The sequence below is a fragment of the Bacillus cereus group sp. MYBK195-1 genome, assembly GCF_051916605.1.
GTDB classification, from domain to species: Bacteria; Bacillota; Bacilli; order Bacillales; family Bacillaceae_G; genus Bacillus_A; species Bacillus_A cereus.
The window spans coordinates 1,032,391-1,055,347 of the sequence record NZ_JBQAGZ010000001.1 but is presented as its reverse complement, the minus strand read 5'-3'; the positions used below and the strand labels follow the sequence as shown (position 1 = coordinate 1,055,347).

The window sequence follows — 22,957 nt, the reverse complement described above, 5'->3', positions numbered from 1 at the left end:
GAATTAATTTTAATTTTTCTGAATTTTAAATCGGGATTTAAAAACTCATATGTTCTACAAAATTATCATATAAAAATCGTTCTACAGTAGATGCAGCATAGTGTTTACAAAGCTCATTCATTACATTTTCATAATCTCGATACGCTGATACATTTACAACTGTTTCTAAAATCCCATCAAAATCGGAACCAAATCCTATATTGCGCTCTCCACCTAATGAACAAATATATTCGATATGTCTTACTATATCTGCTACATTCGCTTGTTTTTCATTTGTTAGAAACTGCGGTACAAAAGTGACACCAATCATGCCATTTCGCTTTATAAGAGCTTTAAGTTGTTCATCGTTTAAATTACGTGGGTGCTCGCAAAGTTTCATACAATTTGAGTGGGAAGCAATAGGATTTTTTGCAATCTCTATAACATCCCAAAAACTTCTTTCATTCAAATGAGACACATCAGTCCATACATGTAACGTATTCAGTTCTTGTACAACATGTTTACCAAAAGTCGTTAAACCCGCCCCACGTGTCTCTAGCGCACCATCAGCTAAGAGATTGGCATAATTCCATGTTAGTCCAAAAGAACGTACTCCTAGGCGATACAACAACCGTAATTTCATTGCATCTTTTCCAATTGTTTCGCATCCTTCTATTGTTAATATCGCTCCAATCTCGTCCTGTTTTAATATGTTAATATCATCTTTTGTCTGAATAAACTTCACACCTGGTAGGGATAAAATCTCATTATAAAAAATATCTACCATTTGTAATGCTACTTCAAATCGGTTTTCATATGCCACTGTTTCTGGTACATATATAGCAAAACATTGTATACTTCCTTTTCTTCTCTTTAACTGTTCAAATGTAATATGTAATTGTGAATCATCTTTAAAATCCCTTTTCCCTTGTGCACTCCATAACTGAAGAAGCACGTCACAATGAGCATCAAAAATTTTCATTTTCATTCCTCCATTATAAAAACAACCTGTTTGCATACTGCAAACAGGTTGTTTAAACTTAACGAGGTTCTACAATTAATTTTATTGCTGTACGCTCTTCGCCATCAATCATAATATCTGTAAACGCTGGGATACAAATCAGGTCCAAACCACTAGGCGCTACAAATCCTCTTGCGATTGCTACTGCCTTTACAGCTTGGTTCAATGCACCTGCACCAATAGCTTGAATTTCTGCTGTTCCGCGTTCGCGAATAACACCTGCAAGTGCACCAGCTACAGAATTAGGGACCGACGTTGCTTTAACTTTTAATATTTCCATTCCGCGTTTCCTCCTCGTTTCTTTAAAAAGTATTAGCAATTATTTCACTTTAACTTATATTCACGAGGAATGGCGCGTATTCCTGCTAAATTTTCGTAATTTTTCTAAAAAATTAAAATATAATAACTTATCTAAAATTTAACGAAAATTTACTCAAAAAATGGTTGATCATCATTAATTAAAATACGTTCAATTTTCTTTGCTTTTCCTGTATTTGGATCCACATCAATTAACACTGCACTTAATTGCGTTCTACCATTTGTTACTTCAAATCGTACTGGTAAGTTTGTTAAAAACTTCTTCAATACTGCTTCTCTGTCCATACCTAATATTCCGTCATACGGCCCTGTCATCCCAACATCTGTAATGTATGCCGTTCCGCTTGGTAAAATACGGTTATCCGCTGTAGGGACATGCGTATGCGTACCTACTACTGCTGTAGCACGTCCATCTACATACCAACCTAGCGCTTGTTTTTCACTTGTAGTCTCCGCATGGAAATCAACAAATATAATATTCGTACGTTTTTTCGCAATATTAATTAATTCATCCACTTTACGGAATGGACAATCAATTGGAGGAAGGAAAGTACGTCCTTGTAAATTAATAATTGCAACTTCTGTTCCATTACAGTTCACAAAGATAAGTCCTTTTCCTGGAGTTCCTTCTGGGAAGTTAGCTGGTCTTGCAAGATATTTTGCATCATCGATGAATTCAAATACTTCACGATTATCCCAAGCGTGGTTTCCAAGTGTAACTGCCTGCGCCCCACACTCTAAAAAGTTTCGATATATTTTTTCTGTAATCCCACGGCCACCTGCTGCATTTTCTCCATTAATGATTGTTACTGTAGGTGTATATTTTTTCTTTAATGCCGGTACGTATTGTTGAATCATACCTCTACCAGGAGATCCTACTACATCCCCAACAAATAATATTCTCATATGTCTTACCCTTTCTATGTACTGCATTTTTTATTGCTATAGCATCAAGTAAATTCCTTATAATATCTTTATTATAAGTTTGTTTCACTTTTATGCTATATAACTAACTGTCTTTATTTTATCCAATTCCAACACAAAAAAATAAAGTGGTGTTTCACCACTTTATTTTGCGTATTCCACTGCACGTGTTTCACGAATAACAGTTACTTTAATATGCCCTGGGTAATCCAGTTCATTTTCAATACGTTTTCGGATATCACGAGCTAAACGATGAGCTTCTAAGTCATCGATTGTATCTGGTTTTACCAAAATACGAACTTCACGTCCTGCTTGAATTGCAAATGATTTTTCAACGCCTTCATAAGACTCTGAAATCTCTTCTAACTTTTCAAGACGACGAATATAGTTTTCAAGTGTTTCACTACGAGCTCCCGGTCTTGCAGCTGATAAAGCATCTGCTGCTGCAACTAAAACTGCAATGATAGAAGTTGGTTCTGTGTCACCATGGTGAGATGCGATACTGTTTATAACTACAGGATGCTCTTTATATTTCGTTGCAAGTTCAACACCAATTTCAACGTGGCTTCCTTCTACTTCATGGTCAATCGCTTTTCCGATATCATGTAATAGACCTGCACGTCTTGCTAGTTTTTCATCCTCGCCAAGCTCTGCCGCCATAAGTCCAGTTAAATATGCAACTTCCATAGAGTGTTTTAAGACGTTTTGACCATAACTTGTACGGTATTTTAAACGACCTAAAATTTTAATTAAATCTGGATGTAATCCATGAACACCCACTTCAAACGTTGTTTGCTCTCCGACTTCGCGAATATACTCGTCCACTTCACGTCTTGATTTTTCGACCATCTCTTCAATACGCGCTGGGTGAATACGTCCGTCCTGTACTAGTTTATCAAGAGCGATACGAGCTGTTTCACGACGAATTGGGTCGAATCCAGAAAGGATTACCGCCTCTGGTGTATCATCGATAATTAAGTCAATACCCGTTAACGTTTCTAACGTACGAATATTACGACCTTCACGCCCGATAATACGTCCCTTCATTTCGTCATTTGGAAGATTTACAACCGAAACGGTTGTTTCAGCAACATGATCAGCTGCACATCTTTGCATTGCAAGAGATAAAATCTCTTTTGCTTTCTTATCCGCTTCTTCTTTCGCGCGAACTTCACTTTCTTTTACCATAACAGCGATTTCATGAGAAACTTCATTTTCTACTTTACCAAGAATAATTGCTTTCGCTTGTTCGCGTGTCAGATTGGAAATGCGCTCTAATTCTGTTTGTTGCTTTTGAACTAACTCTCCCACTTTGCTTTCCAACTCTTCAATCTGTTGTTGTCTCGCTACAAGAGATTCCTCTTTCTTCTCTAACTGTTGCTCGCGTTTATCGAGCGTTTCGTCTTTACGATCAAGGTTCTCTTCTTTTTGCATTAAACGATTTTCTTGTTTTTGTAATTCGCTTCTACGGTCACGAATTTCTAATTCAGCTTCTGTACGAAGTGTATGAATTTCATCCTTTGCTTCTAAAAGCGCTTCTTTCTTAAGTGCTTCAGCCTCACGATTCGCTTCGTCTAGAATACGTTTTGCTTCATTAGCCGCACCATTAATCTTCGCTTCAGCAATAGACTTTCGAACAAAAAAGCCAACAACTGCACCGACTGTTGTTGCAAGCAAAATGGAGATGAGTATCCAAACTGTACTACTCATGATTTCACCTCCCCTTGCTATGAATGAAAAAAGACTGTCGGCATGTACATTGAATTACAACATACAGCAAAGACCGTCGTCCCGCTTTTTTAAGGGACTTTCTTCATTTCACAATTAAAATGTCATATTATTATTTCGGTAAGATTTAAACCTTACTCCGAATATTACTTCTCTTCTTGAGAAGAGTATATCGTATATAAGAAAAAATATACATTCTCATTGTATCTATCGTAATTTTCATTGTCAAGCGTTGTCTACTTTTACTTTCTTTACCTTCAGCCTTGAATGTGACCTAAATTTGAAAAGTAAGGAGCCTATTATACTGGAAAACCTTAGTAATTCCCATTTCTTTACTTAAAATATTTACATATCCTTCTTTACACAACCCATTTGAAGTCAAAAAATATTTTTATCTATAGTATTATGCTCCTTAATAGTAGATAAAAAAATAAAAGACACGAGACCGTGTCTTTTATTTTTTTAATCAAGAAGAGTTGAATCTTCTGCGCCCTCAGCACCAGAATCTTCACTAATTCCGTGATGCTCACGAATAAAGAAGGCAATTTCTTCTCTTAAATCTGTATTTTCTTTTAAGAACTGCTTCGAATTTTCACGACCTTGTCCTAGGCGTTCTTCATTATAAGAATACCAAGCACCGCTCTTTTGAACGATATCAAGCTCAGAAGCCATATCCAAGATTTCACCTTCTCTTGAAATACCTTCTCCGTACATAATATCAACTTCCGCAACACGGAATGGTGGTGCTACTTTATTTTTCACTACTTTTACTTTTGTTTTATTACCAACGATGTCGTTACCTTGCTTTAATTGCTCCGCACGACGCACTTCAAGACGGACAGTTGAATAGAATTTCAACGCACGACCACCTGGAGTTGTTTCTGGGTTTCCGAACATAACCCCAACTTTTTCACGAATTTGGTTAATAAAGATTGCAATTGTTTTTGATTTGTTAATTGCTCCTGAAAGCTTACGAAGTGCTTGTGACATTAAACGTGCTTGTAAACCTACGTGTGAGTCACCCATATCGCCTTCAATCTCTGCTTTCGGTACAAGAGCTGCTACAGAGTCAATTACGATAATGTCAACCGCACCACTTCGTACAAGTGCTTCCGCGATTTCCAATCCTTGCTCCCCTGTATCAGGCTGTGATAATAGTAATTCATCTATGTTAACGCCTAATTTTTGTGCATATACAGGATCCATTGCGTGCTCCGCATCAATGAATGCTGCTTGTCCACCTTGACGTTGTACTTCTGCAATTGCATGTAATGAAACTGTCGTTTTACCTGAACTTTCAGGTCCGTAAATTTCGATAATACGGCCACGTGGATATCCGCCTACCCCTAGTGCCACATCAAGTGCTAAAGAACCACTAGAAACCGTAGAAACTCTACGCTCCGCTTGTTCTCCTAATTTCATAATTGAACCTTTACCGAATTGCTTCTCTATTTGTTTTAACGCCATATCTAACGCTGCTTGACGATCACTCATTCAAAATTCCTCCTTAACTGAATTGCTAATCTTATTATACCTATTTTCAATTCAATTTGCCAACAAAAATCGAACATTTATTCGATTTTTTTATTTTCTATCAAATAACATCTAAATTTAACCGTAAAAAAACTAGAAGAAACTTATATCTCTTCTAGCTTTTTATATAAATGATAAAATCCATATTTTGCTGTTCGTTCTCTAATTTGTTGACGACTTCCGCTTAAATTAAGAGAAAAGACTACAGTTGGTTCATCCTTAATCGAAAGCCCAACAAATACTGTTCCTGGTTCTTTCTGTTCTGAAGCATCTGGCCCTGCTACCCCAGTGAAACTAATTCCAATATCCGCTTTTAGTACATCCTTAACATTTTCAGCAAGATAACGAGCACATTCTTTACTAACTGCACCATCAGTATGCAACACTTCTTCAGGCACACGTAAAACAGATTGCTTCACATCATTATGATAACAAATGACACCGCCTTTAAACACAGAAGAAACACCAGCGTTTTCAGTTACTTGATTTCCAAAAAGACCACCTGTTAAACTTTCTGCACACGCTAAAGTTAACCCTTTTCTCTTCAATAACTCGATTGCCTTATAATGCAAAAATTCTTGGTCATATCCGTAGAAAAATTCTCCTACTCTTTCTAAAATCAAATCTTCCACATGTTGAATTAGTTTCTCCGCTTCGCTAACATTTTGATGCTTAGCGGTTAAACGTAATGTCACTTCTCCATCATTTGCTAACGGGGCAATTGTTGGGTTTGTTTGTCCATCAATTAAATCTTGAACTTTCACCTCTAATTGGGACTCCCCAATACCGAAGAAACGAAGCACACGAGAATAAATGTTTTCTCCTGTTGTAAAATTACGTAAAAAAGGCTCTACGTAACTTACATACATTGGTTTCATTTCTTTTGGCGGCCCTGGTAATAAAATATAAACTTTTCCGTTCTTATTTACCCCCATACCCGGCGCCATACCGTGATCATTTGCAAATACTGTTGCTCCATTTAAAACGAGCGCTTGCTTTTTATTATTCTCCGTAAATTCACGGCCTGTACGCTTAAAGTAATTACTTATTAAGGCTAATGCCTTTTCATCATACACAAGCTCTTCATCTAAACTAGCAGCTATCGTTTCTTTCGTTAAATCATCTTTTGTCGGTCCTAATCCACCTGTAAAAATAAGTATATCAGCACGTTCTTCCGCAGCTTCAATCGCCTTTTGCAATCGCTTATTATTATCACCAACAACAGTATGATAGTACACGTTAATTCCGATTGAAGCTAACTTTTCAGATAAAAACTGGGCATTTGTATTTGCAATTTGTCCAAGTAATAATTCAGTTCCAACCGCAATAATCTCAGCATTCATCCCAATTCCCCCATAAACTTCTATTTTGAGTTTACAAAAGCAGCTCTATTTTTCCAGAAATAATCCCATCCTGAAATAACAGTAAAGATTAATGCAATCCATATGAAGATATCCGCAACTGGAATATGGATTAAATTTAAAGGTACATCGTGTAATAAATATGCTGCAATCGCAATAATTTGTGTCCATGTCTTAATTTTTCCTAGCTGGTTTGCTGCAACTACTTCCCCTGTTCCAGCAAGTACAAGACGTAAACCAGTTACCGCAAACTCACGACTGATAATTACAATAACAATCCAAGCCGGTACATATTGCATCTCTACCAATGTAATAAGTGCTGCCGAAACAAGTAATTTATCAGCTAACGGGTCAAGAAACTTCCCTAAATTCGTTACAAGATTATATTTTCTTGCGTAATGTCCATCAATCCAATCTGTAGCTGAAGCAATGATAAAGATAAGTGCCCCCACTAAATGTTGAATCGGTAAATCAACATCACCAATTTTGTATGAACCCCAATCAAAGGGTGCTAACATAATTACCATAAAAATTGGAATTAAGAAGATTCTAGATATTGTAATTTTATTTGGTAAATTCACAGCTATTCCTCCATCATATCAAAAACATTTGTTCATCGAAAAAAAGTCATCGAAGCGATGACTGTTATTGTGCAGGTTGCTCTATCCCTTGGTTTTTTATCACCAATCTTTGGTGAAGTTCTTTTTCTGGATCCAATGGATAAGCGACCACTTGGCCATTCAGTTTAACTTCAACATTCGTTGCATTTCCAATATTAAGTCGCACTTCTTTTAATGTTGATACATCACGTTTTTCTATTTGGCCCTCTTGTACTGTAGCGTTTAGAATCACATTCCCAGCATCATCTTTAACATCTACATAACTCGCACCTTTACCCGATAATTCCAGTTCTAATGTTTTATTATTATGAATTTCCAAAGTAGATACTTTTCCAGTTGTTCCAACTACTTTCACTTCTTGCTGTCCAGTTGGTTGTGCTGGTTGCTCCTCTTTCTTTGGTTCTTCTTTCTTTGGTTCCTCTTTTTTTGGCTCTTCCGCTTTCACTTCATCTTTCTTCGTATCTAACGGAGAATCTTTCGCTTTTTGAACTTCAATTTTCTCACTTTGAGCACTCGGAACTTTTTCATCATCTTTTCCAGTTAACGCTTGAAACACAAACCAGATTACCACTCCAACTGCGATTACTAACAGCGCAACTAAGATTTTCGGCATGTGATCTGCAATTGGCCATGATGAAGATTTTTGCATTGTTTCTTGTGTTTTTTGTCCCGTTGATACTTGTGGAACTTCACGCTTTTCAGATTGTGGTATCGTACTCTGATGTTCTACGAGCAGTTCCTCTCCATTTAATCCAACCGCATCTGCGTATTGTTTAATGAATGCACGCGCATAAAAAGCTCCTGGCAATACATCATAATTGCCTTCTTCAATTGCCACTAAATGGCGTTTTTGAATTTTTGTAATCTCATGCAGCTGATCAATAGACAAGCCTTTCGCTTCTCTTGCTTCTTTCAGCTTTTGTCCCAATTCCGTCACTACTAACACCTCAATATTTCTTTAAAAGTCAAACATAGAGAAATTATTTTGCGTACCTTGCTCAATTTCATCTACTAAATTATATTGAATTTCTTCATCATAATCGTTACGCAACTCGATAATATAATCAAAATCATCCAATGTGTATTCTGACTGACTCACAAATACATCAGGATGTTCCACAACTTTCGTTGCAGGCAATCTCATAATTTCACGAACGAGCTGCCAATGTCTTTCGTTAGCACGCTTCGTTGACACAATTCCATCTAGGATGAAAATATTGTCATCGCTATACTCATCTTCAATTAATTGACTACGAACAGTTTGTTTAATAAGAGTAGATGATACAAATAACCACCTTTTATTTGCACAAACACTTGCAGCAACAATGGATTCTGTTTTTCCGACACGAGGCATTCCGCGTATCCCAATTAGTTTATGGCCTTCTTTTTTCATAATTTCTGCCATAAAGTCTACAAGTAAGCCTAATTCATCACGCACAAATCGAAATGTTTTCTTATCATCTGCATCTCGTTGTATGTACCTACCATGTCTAACCGCTAGCTTATCTCTTAGCTTGGGCGGACGATATTTCGTTACCGTTATGTTATCCATCGTATTTAAAATTGATTCAAGTCTAGAGATTTGCTCTTGATTATCACACATAAGAAGTAACCCACGTCGTGCATTATCTACACCATTAATTGTGACAATATTAATGCCGAGCATACCGATTAACGAAGAAACGTCACCAAGCAAGCCAGGTCGGTTTTTATGTATTTCATATTCAAAATACCATTCAATCATCCAAGATCACTCCCCTTGCTTACTTTACACCTACGTACTATATTATATGATTTCACCTTAATAGGGAAGCTAAATGTATAATCTACCCTGTGTAATTATTATACAAAAAAAGTAGAGAGGAGAATCTCCTCTCTACTTTTACTTATGTTGTACGAACTTAACCATTAAATTTGCAATTGTATGTTGCTCCTGTTCATCAGCAACTTTCCAAAGCTCAGCTAATAATTTCTCTTGGTCATTGCGTCCTTCTACCTCATTAGCAAGATAGTCGCCAACACGAAACGCCATATCTGATACCGCACCGCCATCTAAACCTTTGTCTTGCGCTTGCTCTAAACGTTCTCCTAAAAAGCTCTTCCACTGATCAAAATTATCTAATACTGACATAATTAAGCACCTCACTATTGAGTAATAAAATCATCCTTAATTTGTGCAACTATTCATTTTTTATGTAAGAATTTTTTTAGCAGTGCCAACCGCCATTCACTCCGATAATTTGTCCAGTTATGTAAGACGCTCCTGGTGATACGAGGAATGAAACTGTTTTCGCTACTTCTTCTGGTAATCCTATTCTACCTAATGGTATATCTTCAGCAATTCCCATTTTATCTTCTTCAGAAAAAACACTTAACATTTCCGTTTCAATTGCTCCTGGTGCTACTGCATTCACACGTAATCCACTTAAAGAAACTTCTTTCGCTAAAGCTTTCACATATGAATTTTGTGCCCCTTTTACCATTGAATAAAGCACTTCACAAGAAGCCCCTATTTGTCCCCATATAGATGAAACAATTACAATATTACCACTTCTTCTCCCGATCATAGGCGGAAGTGCCATAGAAAGTAATTTATATACGTTCTTCACTTGAAGTTCTACCATATAATCCAATTCATCGTTTGTTACATCTGTTACTAGTCCAAAAATACTCTTCCCAGCTGCGTATACAATAACATCAATAGGATGTTCAATTTGTCCCCACAATTGCTCTGCTCCATCACTAGAAGCTAAATTCGCTTGAACAGGGATAACTTCTCCCCATGCCTTCTGCAATTCCAATACCTTTTCTTCACTGTTATTGTAATGAACATAAACTGTATATCCATCTTGAATTAATTGTTTCGAAATAGCAGAGCCAATTCCTCCGCTCCCTCCAGTTACTAACGCATACTTTTTCATAAAGTCCCTCTCTTATCTCTACAAGTTCAATTTTCACATAACTAAATAATACCCTCATCTTACAATTTTCCAATGATAAGATGAGGGTATCTTTTTAATTTTATTTTTTCGGTAACACCTGACAAATACTCATTTTGTCTTCTGATAACAATAATTTCGCTACTTCTTGTAAGTCTTGAACGGTTAGTCCTTCTAATACAGTCAATGCGTCAAATAGGCTAGATTCATTAAACGCGTATCGTGTAAATTGATTTGCAATATATTCTGGTGAATTCAACGAGCGTAAAAAACCACCAATTTTCTTTTTCTTCACTCGTTCTAATGCCGCCGCATCTAATTGATCATAATCTGTTTTTAATAAAATATCTTTTAAACGATTTGCCAATTCATCAGGTTGTTTCGTATCACCGCCAACCATTGCAAAACCGAAGTTATTTTCTTCTGTATAGTCATACGAGAATGAATCATCAATAAGCCCTTCATTATATAAAGCTTCGTAATGAACAGAACTTTTCCCAAATAAATAATCTAAAAGTAACGTAAGCGCAATTTCTTGTTTTAAAAGCGCTTGCCCCTTTTCCTTTAAATTAGTCGCTTTAATACCAACTAAACATTTCGGCGTTTGCACAGGCATTGAAATAATTTTTTTCTTTTCATTTACCTCATTTGGTTCTTCTTCAAATGAACGCACAATTTCTGGCTGGTTTTTATAATCTTTTTTCGCTTGATTTTCACGTACTAAATCCATTGTTTCCTCTGGATCAATTGCACCCACAACAAATAATAACATATTGCTCGGATGATAAAATGTTTCATAACATTCATACAATAAATCTTTCGTAATTTTACTAATAGATTCGATTGTCCCTGCAATATCAATTTTAATTGGGTGTTTTACAAACAAGCTATCAATTAACCCGAAGTACAAACGCCAATCTGGGTTATCTTGATACATTTGAATTTCTTGCCCAATTATCCCCTTCTCTTTTTCAACCGTTTTTTCAGAGAAATAAGGCTCTTGCACGAAGTTTAGCAATGTATTTAAATTTTGTTCTACGTTTGAAGTACATGAAAAAAGGTAAGCTGTTCGTGTAAAGGATGTAAAAGCATTTGCCGATGCTCCTTGTTTACTAAACAATTGGAAAGCATCGTGATCTTCTTTTTCAAATAATTTATGCTCAAGAAAATGTGCAATTCCATCAGGCACACGAATCATTTCCTCTTTCCCTAATGGTACAAATGTATTATCTACAGAACCATATTTCGTCGTAAACGTCGCAAATGTTTTATTAAATCCTTGTTTCGGTAAAACATATACATCTAATCCATTAGGAAGTTTTTCATAATAGAGTGTTTCTTTTAATTGCTCATAAACAATTTTCTCCATTTACTCTCCCTCCGTTCCTTGTAAAAAGTAAATTGTATCTAGTTCAATATTTTTAGCAACTTTTACAATTTCTTCTTTCGTCACACTTTCTATACCTGTAAGCCATTCTTCAACTGGACGTGTACGATCTGAAATAATACCATGATATAGCATTTCTACAAAGCCACGTGGTGTATCAATTGCCTCTAATATTTGATTTTGGATGACACTTTTTGTTTGATGTATTTCTTCTTCAGAAAACTCTCCGTTTTGCATCGCAAGCATTTGTTCTTTAATAATCTCAACTGCTTTTTCATAATTTTTCGCTTCGATTCCTGACATAACAAATAATAAACCTTTATGACTTTCAAAGCGCGATGCTGCATAGTACGCTAAACTATTTTTTTCACGCACATTTACGAATAACTTCGAATGAGAAAAGCCACCAAACAATCCATTGAACAATTGCAATGCAAAATAATCTTCATCTTTATATGTGACAAATGTACGATAACCGATGTGTAATTTACTTTGTTTTAATTCTTGTTTTTCAACAACTTCTTTTTCTTCATTATTTCGTCTATGAAGGAGTACATTTCTTTCTCTCACTGGACGAGTTGAAATAGAAAAATACTTACTTACAAGATCAACGGCGTTTTCTGAAATATCACCAATAATATATAGATCCATTTCATCTTCCGCTAACACCTTTTGATAATATTGATACAAACTTTCATTTGTAATAGACATAACACTCTCTTTTTTTCCATTTGCACTTAAACGATACGGTTCTACTTTGCACATTTCTTCAATTAAACGCTCGTTTGCATAACGCATTTTATCATCATAAGTAGCTTCAATTCTCTGTAACAGTGCTCTTTTTTCACTTTCTACGATAGAAGATAGGAAACCGTTCCCCTCCGTTGCTGGATGTAACACAATATCTGACAACATAGAAAGCGCTTTTTCAAATAACGGTGGTGCATCATGTAAATAAACTTCATTTGCAATGTCTACATAAATGGAGATAATATGGTCTTCCCCTTTTTTACTTACATCTACCGCTAAAGAAGATCCGTATAATTCTTCTAAATATTGACGAAGACGAATTACAGAAGGTAATTTTTCTGTCGCACTTTGCAATACGTATGGCAATAGGGCACGCTCTGTCACCGTCTCCTCATTTAAAGGCGCTTTAAAACGAAATACAAAGGTATTCGTTTTATATTTATCAGTCGGAATAATATGTACGCGCAAACCACCTAACTCATGTAGTTGTTGTTCCATTAGTTTCATTTATAGCCCTCCTTTACGTATATAGGAATATTCCTCTTCAATATACAGTTTTTAGAAATAAAAAATCAACTTTTCTCCCTTATTATGCTTACATATGATTCTTTCTAAAAACTTTAATATGTAAGGAACATAGTAAAATTCCGTATTAAATATATTCTATGTAAAAAAGCCCACACTAATGTGCGAGCTTTTTTATACTTATAAAATACTTATCGTTTTCCTTTTTCATAAGGAGTTCCTAAAGCTTTCGGAGCTTCAGAACGACCTACAAAACCAACAAGCGCTAATATTGTGAATATATATGGTAATATCGTTAATAAAACACTTGGAATTTGATCTAATACAGGGATTGTTCCGCCTGTTACACTTAGAGATTGCGCAAAACCAAAGAATAGAGCTGCACCTAGTGCGCCTAGTGGATTCCACTTTCCAAAAATCATAGCAGCTAAAGCTAAGAAACCTTGTCCTGTAATAGTTGCCCCTGAGAAGTTATTAGAAATTGACATTGCAAAAATCGCTCCACCAATTCCAGCAAACACTCCTGAAATACAGACTCCAATATAGCGCATTTTATATACGTTAATCCCCATCGTATCCGCTGCCATTGGGTGTTCACCAACAGCACGTAGACGAAGACCGAACGGTGTTTTATAAATAACATACCAAACAACGAATGCTAAAATAATGGCAATATATGACGTTATTGGTACGTTTGAGAAAAATATTTTCCCTAAAACCGGAATATCCGAAAGGCCTGGAATATCAATCTTTTCAATACGATACTGAATAAAGTCAGTCTGCCCTTTATCAAAAATCTTCTTAATTGCAAATACTGTTAAACCAAGAGATAAGAAGTTAATGGCTACACCACTTACAACTTGATCTGCTCGGAATGTAATAGAAGCTACCGCATGAAGTAATGCAAATAATCCACTACCAATTGCCGCAAATAGTAACGCAATCCACGGAGTCATCGTTCCCCAAGTATCACCCATTAATAAGTTTGTAACGACTCCAATAAATGCACCAAATAGCATTAGTCCTTCTAATCCGATATTTACAACACCCGATCGTTCACTAAATACACCACCTAGTGCTGTGAAAATGATAGGTGCCGATGTATATAACGTACCCGTCACAAGAATGGCTAATATATCTAAAAAGCTCATTTATTTCCCCTCCTTGCTCATGCGTGTAAGCGCCCATCTTAACACATAACTACATGCAACAAAGAAGATGATACATGCAATAATTACATTAATAAGCTCTGACGGTACATCTGCCTCAAAGTTCATTTGAGGGGAAGCACTTTTCAAACCACCAAATAATAAAGCTGAAAGGATTATACCAAACGGATTATTCCCTCCAAGTAATGCTACGGCAATCCCATCAAATCCTACTCCTGTAAACGAAGACATCGCTGTCATACTCTGGAATGTCCCTAATCCTTCCATCGCTCCACCAATCCCCGCAAATGCACCAGCAATTGTCATGGAGAATACTACATTACGAGAAACTTTCATACCTGCATATTGAGAAGCATGCTGATTAAATCCTACTGACTTTAATTCGTAACCTAAAGTTGTTCGATCTAATAAGAACCACATTAAAATAGCGATTAAAATTGCTACAATAATTCCCCAGTGTAGACGTGAACCATCAGTAATAGAAGCAAGCCAGTCTGAAGATAGTGACGCACTCTCTTTAATATCATACGTTTTGTCATTACCCGCATGTAAGAAACGCTTAATGATGTCATACGTTACATACAACGCGATATAGTTCATCATAATAGTTACAATAACTTCATTCACTTGAAACTTCCCTTTTAAATATCCCGGAATGAAGCCCCAAATTCCGCCCACCAATGCTGCAAATAAAATAGATAATGGAATATGAAGGAAAGCTGGTAGTGAGACTGCATAACCGAACCAAACCGCTGCAAGCCAACCAACTAACAATTGACCCTCTACCCCGATATTAAATAAACCTGTACGAAATGCAAACGCCACCGATAAGCCAGCAAGAATAAGCGGTATCATTGTACGAAGCGTTTCACCAATCGCACTTGCGCTGCCGAACATTCCTGTCCAAAGTGCACTATAACCAACAATTGGATCATAGCCACTAACTAGCATTACAATCGCTCCTACAAGTAAGCCGAAAATAACGGATAGTACTGGGACTAAAATATTTATCGTTCGTTCTTTTAAAAGCTTTTTAGCCATTTGTACCCACCTGCTCCTTCTTTGTTCCTCCAGCCATTAACAATCCAAGCTGTTGTTCATTCGTTTCTTTCGCATCAACTATTGCTACAATTTCCCCTTCATAAATAACAGCAATTCGATCGCTAACATTTAAGATTTCATCTAACTCTAATGATAAAAGTAATACACCTTTTCCTTTATCCCTTTGCTCTATTAATCTCTTATGAATAAATTCAATTGCTCCTACATCTAAACCACGTGTTGGCTGTGCCGCAATTAATAAATCTGGATTTCGGTCTACTTCACGTGCAATAATTGCTTTTTGTTGATTCCCCCCAGATAGAGCGCGTGCTAACGTTTGCTCACCAGGTGTACGCACATCAAACTGTTCAATAAGAGCCTTTGCTTTTTCTGTAATTTTGCTGAAATTTAAAATCCCTTTCTTTGAAAATGGATTTTTATAATACGTTTGCAGAACTATATTATCTCTAACAGAAAAATCAAGAACGAGTCCGTGTTTATGACGATCTTCTGGAATATGACCAATTCCTTCTTCTGTTATTCTTCTAACAGGCCAATTTGTTATTTCTTTTCCTTTAATTGCAATAGAACCTGACTCAACTTTTCGTAAACCAGTAATTGCTTCTATTAATTCACTTTGTCCGTTTCCATCAATCCCTGCAATCCCAACAATTTCCCCCGCACGAACAGTTAAGTCAAGGCCTTTTACAGCAGGTAGTTGACGTGCATCGTGAACAACAAGGTTTGCAATTGAAAGTACCTCTTCTTTTGGCTTCGCGTCTATTTTTTCTGTTTTAAAATTCACTTGACGTCCGACCATTAATTCTGCAAGTTTATTTTCATCCGTATTTGCAACGTCAACCGTTCCAATCCCTTTTCCTTTACGAATAATCGTACAACGATCGCAAACTTCCATAATTTCTTTCAACTTATGTGTAATAAGAACAATAGATTTTCCTTCTTGCACAAGCTTTTTCATAATTTGAATTAGCTCATGAATTTCTTGCGGTGTTAACACAGCTGTTGGTTCATCAAATATTAAAATTTCTGCACCGCGGTAAAGAGTTTTCAAAATCTCAACACGCTGCTGCATACCAACTGAAATATCCTGTATTTTCGCATATGGATCTACAGATAAACCGTATTGTTCAGACAGTTTTTGAATTTCTTTAGCAGCTTCCTCAACAGCAATTTTCCCTTTTTTCTTCGGTTCATTTCCGAGAATAATATTCTCTGTAACTGTAAAATTATGAACAAGCATAAAGTGTTGATGGACCATTCCAATACCAAGGTCATTTGCTATATTCGGATTTGTGATTTTTACAGGTTTACCTTTAATTTTAATTTCACCCTGCTCTGGTTGGTACAAACCAAATAGTACATTCATCAATGTGGATTTCCCTGCACCATTTTCTCCAAGTAAAGCATGTATCTCACCCTGCTTTACTTGCAGCGTAATATCATCATTCGCTACAATGCCTGGGAATACTTTCGTAATGTTATTCATCTCAATTACGTATTCCATTGTGTTCCTCCTTTTAACAGGGAACATTCCCTATTACACTATTAACTTATTAAGCAATTCGGAAGTTTTATACATACAAAGGTTAGTTCTATGAACTAACCTTTGCTATTTCTCTATTTATTTTTTTAGAGAAGCTTCATATTCTTTATACTCTTTATCTGTAGCTGGCACTTTAATTTCACCGGCTGTAATTTTCTTTTCAAGCTCTTCTACTTTTGTTAAAATTTCAGGGTTAACTTTTTTCACGTTATCAGTTGTTTTTGAAATACCAATACCGTCATCTTTTAAGCCAAACTCTTCAATTTTCCCGCCTTTTAAATTCCCATCTTTTGCTTCTTTAGCTACTTTTTCTACTGCTACATCAACACGTTTAATCATTGAAGTTAATGTTACATTTTCAGGCATACCTTCTTGATGTTGGTCACGGTCAACACCGATTACCCAAACATTTTCACCTTTTTTCTTACGGTTTTTCGCTTCTGTGAACACACCGTTACCTGTACCACCAGCAGCATGATAAATTACGTCTACGCCTTGACCATACATTGCTGAAGCAAGAACTGTACCTTTTTCAGGCTTATCGAATGCTTCTGCATATTCAGATACGATTTCAATGTTTGGATTTACTGCCTTTGCACCAGCTTTAAATCCATTTTCAAATTTACTAATTAAATCACTTTTCATTCCACCAACAAATCCTACTTTATTCGATTTTGTTGACATAGCTGCTACCGCACCTACAAGGAATGATCCTTCATGATCTTTAAACGTAATACTCGTTACGTTCGGTGCATCTACAACAGTATCTACGATTGCAAATTGTTGTTTTGAAGATTCTTTTGCTACTTCTTTAATTGCACCTTCTAATTTATAACCAATTCCGAATGTTAAATCATATTTATCTTTTGAGAATTTTTTTAAATTCGGAATATAATCAGCTTCTTTTTCAGACTGAAGGTAACGATAATTTGTCTTTTCTTTTAAACCATTATCTTTACCAAACTTTTGTAACCCTTCCCAAGAAGATTGGTTAAATGACTTATCATCAACGCCCCCAACATCCGTTACGAGACCAACCTTGAAGTCTTTATTGTCTTTCGTGTCTTTCTTGTCACTGCTCGCCTTATCCGAGTTACCACATGCACCTAAAACTGTACTTGCTGCTAAAGTTAATGATAATAAAAGGCCTGCTTTTTTCTTCATACTAGAAACCCCTCCAAAAATGATATATATTTATTTATTCTTACGCTGCTGTTCCTTACTTCTTGCTGTCACCTCCCTAAAAAGGAATTTACCTACATACGCTTTCTTAATACGTGGAAGCTAAATTTATCAGCTCTAAAGTAATTGATAGAATATAAGATTGGCTCATCATTTTGATCATAGTGCATTTGTTTTAATACAAGCAGTGCTGTTTCAGGCTCACATTCTAAAATCGGTGAGATTTTAGGGTGATAGCCAATTGGCTCAATGTGAGCAACCGCATATGTTATGCGCTTATGCGTGTTATTATGTATCACCGTTAATAATGATTCCTCATTGTAACCCGATAAGTCTGGCAATATTTCTTTTGCAAGTTTATCGATACAATACACAACAGGTTCCCCATCTGCTGTACGCACGCGTTCAATCATCACTGCATTAAAACCATCTTCACTATTAAACTTCTCTTTTTCCTCTTCTGTTAAAGTTGTAGTAGATGATGATAAAAAGATTGTTCCTGGTGTTTTCCCCACACTAGAAATCATATCTGTAATACTAGAAAGTTGTTCTATTCCAGAAGAAAATAATGGCTTTGCATTTACAAATGTCCCTACACCATGTCTACGAATGACAACATTTTCTTCTTCTAAAATACGCAACGCTTCCCTTAAAGTCGCTCTACTTACACCAAGTTCTTTCGCTAAATCAAACTCTGATGGTAACTTTTGTCGTTCTTTATAAGCGCCATCTTTAATTTTTTCTTTGATGTGATCAATCACCCGTAGATATAGGTGACGACTATCAGATTTTACTGACATAAGACTCCCCCGCATTTCAATTATTCGACCTCTGATGTAAGACTTCTTTTCTCTTTTTTCAACTTACAACATAGTACAAATGACTAAACACCAAAATAAGTGTAATTGTCGAATAAATAATAATAATTTTTTAAAATAAAATTTTCACTCTTTATTGCATAAAAAAAACTTTGCACCATAAACATTCCTCATTTCGAGAAAAAGTTCGGCACAAAGATCCTTTACATCCTTTGTTACACACTTTTCCCCTCATAGTCTAGCAATTCATGGTTGCCAGGTAGAAACTTATGGACCTTATCTCCAAGATTATATGAGGCAGTGATTCTTTTCGAAGTAATCTTACCACTTGCTCTCATACGTGTCAACAAAATCGAACATTTTTCTGCATTAAATATCGAACATTTACATAAAACATACTCAAAGTATTCGTATTCTAAAGGGCACCCCTAAATGTAAGCCCTTTCTTTATCGCTGAGTATAGTATATAACAAAAACACTATATAAAAAAGCCTAATTGTAAAAACAATTAGGCTTTTTTTAAGAACTTTTTTCTTGTACATCATTAATGAGTACTTCTCTCGGTTTACTCCCTTCATACGGACCTACTACACCATTCATTTCCATTGCATCAATTAGGCGAGCAGCTCGCGTATAACCTACTCTAAACCTACGTTGTAACATAGAAACAGATGCTGTTTGCATTTCCACTACAAGTTGAACCGCTTCATCATATAATTCATCTTCTACTTCCTGCTTCGTATCAGGAACATCTTGCGGAATCATATCTTCTTGATATTGTGCTTTTTGCTGTCCAATAACATATTCTACAACTCTCTCAACTTCATCATCTGATAAAAATGCGCCTTGTACACGTACAGGTTTCGATGCACCAATTGGTATAAACAGCATGTCTCCACGACCTAGTAGCTTCTCTGCACCACCACCGTCAAGAATTGTACGAGAATCTGTTTGAGAAGATACAGCGAATGCAATACGTGATGGAATATTTGCTTTAATAACACCCGTAATAACGTCAACTGACGGACGTTGCGTTGCAATAATTAAATGAATACCAGCAGCACGAGCCATTTGCGCTAGACGCATAATCGCATCCTCTACATCAGACGAAGCAACCATCATTAAATCTGCTAACTCGTCCACAATTACTACAATATAAGGTAATTCGGGTTGTTTCGCTTCTGATTGACTATTATGCTCTTTTATATAATCGTTGTATCCTTCAATGTTACGTGTACCACTATGAGCAAACAATTCATAACGACGTTCCATTTCACTCACAACTTTTTTCAATGCTTGCGATGCTTTTTTCGGATCAGTTACAACTGGCGTTAACAAATGAGGCACACCGTTATATACATTTAGCTCTACCATTTTCGGGTCAATCATCATTAATTTTACTTCATGTGGTTTTGCACGCATTAAAATACTAACAATAATACCGTTAATACATACACTTTTCCCGCTACCTGTCGCACCAGCTACGAGTAAATGAGGCATTTTATTTAGACGGGCTAATACAGCTTCACCTGTAATATCTCGGCCAAGACCAATTAACAACTTCTCTTCCGGATGATTATTAGCCTTAGAGTCAAGAACTTCCCTCAGCGTTACCATCGAAACTTCTGAGTTTGGAACTTCGATCCCTACAGCTGATTTCCCGGGAATTGGCGCTTCAATACGAATGTCCTTTGCAGCTAAAGCAAGGGCTAAATCATCACTTAAACTGACAATTTTGCTTACCTTTACCCCCATATCAGGATACACTTCATATTTTGTAACTGCAGGACCTCTATGCACTTTTGTTACTTTCGCTTTCACTCCGAAACTTTGGAATGTACGTTCTAATTTACGAGCATTCTCATAAATTTCCGCATTTTCATTTGTAACTTGCTTATTCTTTGGAAATTTTAATATATCAAGTGAAGGAAGCTTGTAATCTTTATTTTCTACATTTGAAAATTGCATAGGAGGTGCTTGCGCTTCACTCTCTAACGATTCAACAATTTTTTCTCCACGCTTTTTCTTTGGTTCTTCAATTGGCGGAGTCTCTTCAATAAACGGTGAAGTGATCAACTCTTCTTGCTCTACTTCGATTCGTTTATCCTCTTCTTCATTTACAGGATAATTCTCAGTGAAATTCGAAATAATCGGAGGATCAATTGAGATTTCTTCCATCGGCTCAATAATTTCTTCTTGTTCTGCAGCACGTTTGCTTCTTGTGCTTCTTGTTGTTTTTTTCTTTTCTGTTTGTTCAGCCGTTCTTTTGGCTCTCCAATCTTTATAATCCCCTTGCATCACTTGAAACTGACTTCTAAGAATTCTACCAACTGGAGCTAACACTTCTCCAATATGCTTATTTGTTATACAAAGTATACCGAGAATAACTAGAATAATACCAATGATATAAGCTCCTACTTCGTCAAATAAGAAGTAACATGTTGCGAACATAAGCGCACCAAACATACCACCACCTAAATGAACGCTATCTGGCCCCTTTTTCATTTCAAGAAAGAAGTTATCTTTCGTACTCACAATAACAGAAGTATTTTGCACTGCTCCATCTTTTGTAAGAAGGTTAAATAATGTAATATGACTAAACATTAATATCGCCAATACAATTAAATAAAATCCAATTAATCGTTTATTTAAAAGGTTCGGCCATCCGCGTTTTATAACAAAGGAAACCGATAAAGCTATTACACCTAACACACCAATTATGTACCACTCACCAAAGAAGAAGCGAAAAAATAACACAAACGATTTCCCTACAACGCCTAGCTGTAAAATCGTAATGATTGAAAGTGCAAAAAGAGTTAAACCGACGATTTCATAATACAAAGTTGGCTTTATCGTACGTCTTGCCTTTGCCTTCGTCCCTCTTTGCTTTTGTTTTGCCATTTCTTCACCTCGTGTTCTACATATAAGTAAAGCTCCCTTCAAAACGCTCTATTTATATGTCTGTTTTCTCTATTTTTCTGGTCTTTATATCTTCTATTTTTACACTTCTTGTAAAATGCTAAATAAACAGAAGAAAGCAGCCTACTCATGGCTGCTCAACCGTCTTGTTTTTTATATTATACCATAGCTTCTAAACAAAATCCTTCTTTTTGCTAAAAGGTTATTTTCTGACCGGGCTCAAACTCTAAATAGTGAAGTGGGTCCGTACTTAGCACACGTACAATAGAATAACATCCATGTTCCTCTTCAGAAACCATTAATTCCACACCATTTATATTTACAACTTTTTGACTTTCACATTGTGAATAATCGACCGGATACACAAGTTGCTCTGGCATAATTGTATATAAAATCATTGTAGCATTGTCCCTTCTGTACTATCTTCCGCACGAACATCTATTAATTCGTTTAATTTTCGAATCGCATTTCCAATACCGCCGACATCATCTATAAGACCGTACTTTACTGCATCCCCACCAATTACATTCGTCCCAATATCTCGCGTTAAATTTCCTTTCGCAAACATAAGCTCTTTAAAACGATCTTCTGTTACTTTCGAGTGCTTCGTCACAAAACGAATGACTCTTTCTTGCATCTTATCCAAATACTCAAATGTTTGTGGCACACCTATGACAAGACCTGTTAAACGAATTGGATGAATTGTCATCGTCGCAGTTTCCGCAATAAACGAATAGTCAGTAGAAACAGCAATCGGTACACCGATGGAATGTCCCCCACCTAAAACTAGAGATACTGTTGGTTTTGAAAGTGAAGCTACCATTTCAGAAATTGCTAGCCCAGCTTCAACGTCACCTCCAACTGTATTTAATATTAAAAGCAAACCTTCAATTTTCGGATTTTGTTCAATCGCAACAATTTGCGGAATGATATGCTCATATTTTGTTGTTTTATTTTGCGGTGGTAATTGAACATGACCTTCCACTTGTCCGATAATCGTTAAACAATGAATACGTGATTCATTCATCTGTGGTACATTTGTCTGTCCAAGCTGTTGAATTTTTTCAACTATTGAAGCCTCTTTTCCAGCTTCTTTTGGCTCAGCTTCTTTTTCTTCATTTGTATATCGATCACGTTCTGTCATTTCGCATCCCCTTTCACTCGTATATAACTATTATT

At 36.2% G+C, this 22,957-nt stretch carries 21 protein-coding genes and 1 riboswitch; all 21 genes read right to left on the bottom strand.

What is annotated here, in order from left to right; genetic code table 11:
• Positions 1–37: 37 nt before the first annotated feature.
• The 21 genes from ACTFRY_RS05710 to tepA all read right to left on the bottom strand — a co-directional run bounded on the left by ACTFRY_RS05710 (position 38) and on the right by tepA (position 22,922).
• Positions 38–961 carry a dipeptidase gene (locus ACTFRY_RS05710; protein WP_025966586.1) on the bottom strand — a complete coding sequence of 308 codons (924 nt, stop codon included), beginning with the start codon at positions 959–961 and terminating at the stop codon, positions 38–40.
• 58 nt (positions 962–1,019) lie between these two features.
• Complete coding sequence (spoVS, locus tag ACTFRY_RS05705; RefSeq protein ID WP_000404341.1) at positions 1,020–1,280, bottom strand: stage V sporulation protein SpoVS; 261 nt, start codon at positions 1,278–1,280, stop codon at positions 1,020–1,022.
• Between the two features lie 149 nt (positions 1,281–1,429).
• The gene (locus tag ACTFRY_RS05700) at positions 1,430–2,224 is read right to left on the bottom strand and encodes a TIGR00282 family metallophosphoesterase (RefSeq protein WP_098616342.1); all 795 of its coding nucleotides are present in this window, start codon (positions 2,222–2,224) and stop codon (positions 1,430–1,432) included.
• A 162-nt stretch (positions 2,225–2,386) separates the two neighbouring features.
• The gene (gene rny, locus ACTFRY_RS05695; protein ID WP_000099770.1) at positions 2,387–3,952 is read right to left on the bottom strand and encodes a ribonuclease Y; all 1,566 of its coding nucleotides are present in this window, start codon (positions 3,950–3,952) and stop codon (positions 2,387–2,389) included.
• A gap of 480 nt (positions 3,953–4,432) precedes the next feature.
• Positions 4,433–5,464 carry a recombinase RecA gene (gene recA / locus ACTFRY_RS05690; RefSeq protein WP_001283860.1) on the bottom strand — a complete coding sequence of 344 codons (1,032 nt, stop codon included), beginning with the start codon at positions 5,462–5,464 and terminating at the stop codon, positions 4,433–4,435.
• Between the two features lie 143 nt (positions 5,465–5,607).
• On the bottom strand, positions 5,608–6,846 hold the full coding sequence (locus tag ACTFRY_RS05685; protein ID WP_048656453.1) for a competence/damage-inducible protein A: 1,239 nt from the start codon (positions 6,844–6,846) through the stop codon (positions 5,608–5,610).
• Positions 6,847–6,866: 20 nt separating this feature from the next.
• Positions 6,867–7,445 (bottom strand): CDP-diacylglycerol--glycerol-3-phosphate 3-phosphatidyltransferase, encoded by a 579-nt coding sequence (gene pgsA / locus ACTFRY_RS05680; RefSeq protein WP_001052967.1) that lies wholly within the window; start codon positions 7,443–7,445, stop codon positions 6,867–6,869.
• Positions 7,446–7,509: 64 nt separating this feature from the next.
• Complete coding sequence (locus tag ACTFRY_RS05675) at positions 7,510–8,421, bottom strand: helix-turn-helix domain-containing protein (RefSeq protein WP_000137461.1); 912 nt, start codon at positions 8,419–8,421, stop codon at positions 7,510–7,512.
• Positions 8,422–8,442: 21 nt separating this feature from the next.
• A complete protein-coding gene (locus tag ACTFRY_RS05670; RefSeq protein WP_000574107.1) occupies positions 8,443–9,228 on the bottom strand; it encodes a DUF3388 domain-containing protein in 786 nt (261 codons plus the stop codon).
• 138 nt (positions 9,229–9,366) lie between these two features.
• Positions 9,367–9,615, bottom strand: coding sequence for a DUF3243 domain-containing protein (locus ACTFRY_RS05665; protein ID WP_000114450.1), 249 nt, complete (start codon positions 9,613–9,615; stop codon positions 9,367–9,369).
• Between the two features lie 76 nt (positions 9,616–9,691).
• Positions 9,692–10,405, bottom strand: coding sequence for an elongation factor P 5-aminopentanone reductase (gene ymfI / locus ACTFRY_RS05660; RefSeq protein WP_000759604.1), 714 nt, complete (start codon positions 10,403–10,405; stop codon positions 9,692–9,694).
• Positions 10,406–10,505: 100 nt separating this feature from the next.
• A complete protein-coding gene (yfmH, locus tag ACTFRY_RS05655) occupies positions 10,506–11,792 on the bottom strand; it encodes an EF-P 5-aminopentanol modification-associated protein YfmH (protein ID WP_098616341.1) in 1,287 nt (428 codons plus the stop codon).
• Entirely contained in the window at positions 11,793–13,067 is a 1,275-nt protein-coding gene (yfmF, locus tag ACTFRY_RS05650) for an EF-P 5-aminopentanol modification-associated protein YfmF (protein ID WP_000772418.1), read from the bottom strand.
• 209 nt (positions 13,068–13,276) lie between these two features.
• On the bottom strand, positions 13,277–14,236 hold the full coding sequence (locus ACTFRY_RS05645; RefSeq protein WP_000008856.1) for an ABC transporter permease: 960 nt from the start codon (positions 14,234–14,236) through the stop codon (positions 13,277–13,279).
• Positions 14,237–15,295: an ABC transporter permease gene (locus ACTFRY_RS05640; protein WP_098616340.1), complete on the bottom strand. Its 1,059-nt coding sequence runs from the start codon at positions 15,293–15,295 to the stop codon at positions 14,237–14,239.
• Positions 15,288–16,820 carry an ABC transporter ATP-binding protein gene (locus ACTFRY_RS05635; RefSeq protein ID WP_000456913.1) on the bottom strand — a complete coding sequence of 511 codons (1,533 nt, stop codon included), beginning with the start codon at positions 16,818–16,820 and terminating at the stop codon, positions 15,288–15,290. Before ACTFRY_RS05635 ends, ACTFRY_RS05640 begins: the two co-directional genes overlap by 8 nt.
• Positions 16,821–16,937: 117 nt before the next feature.
• On the bottom strand, positions 16,938–18,023 hold the full coding sequence (locus tag ACTFRY_RS05630; RefSeq protein ID WP_000725771.1) for a BMP family lipoprotein: 1,086 nt from the start codon (positions 18,021–18,023) through the stop codon (positions 16,938–16,940).
• Between the two features lie 92 nt (positions 18,024–18,115).
• Positions 18,116–18,841: a GntR family transcriptional regulator gene (locus ACTFRY_RS05625; RefSeq protein WP_000114182.1), complete on the bottom strand. Its 726-nt coding sequence runs from the start codon at positions 18,839–18,841 to the stop codon at positions 18,116–18,118.
• A 232-nt stretch (positions 18,842–19,073) separates the two neighbouring features.
• Positions 19,074–19,175, bottom strand: a riboswitch (purine riboswitch).
• A gap of 203 nt (positions 19,176–19,378) precedes the next feature.
• Positions 19,379–21,760 (bottom strand): DNA translocase FtsK, encoded by a 2,382-nt coding sequence (locus ACTFRY_RS05620; protein ID WP_001118782.1) that lies wholly within the window; start codon positions 21,758–21,760, stop codon positions 19,379–19,381.
• A 212-nt stretch (positions 21,761–21,972) separates the two neighbouring features.
• Positions 21,973–22,176, bottom strand: coding sequence for a YlzJ-like family protein (locus tag ACTFRY_RS05615; protein WP_000605036.1), 204 nt, complete (start codon positions 22,174–22,176; stop codon positions 21,973–21,975).
• Positions 22,173–22,922, bottom strand: coding sequence for a translocation-enhancing protein TepA (gene tepA / locus ACTFRY_RS05610; RefSeq protein ID WP_000139806.1), 750 nt, complete (start codon positions 22,920–22,922; stop codon positions 22,173–22,175). The genes ACTFRY_RS05615 and tepA overlap by 4 nt, the downstream gene beginning before the upstream one ends.
• Positions 22,923–22,957 lie beyond the last annotated feature (35 nt).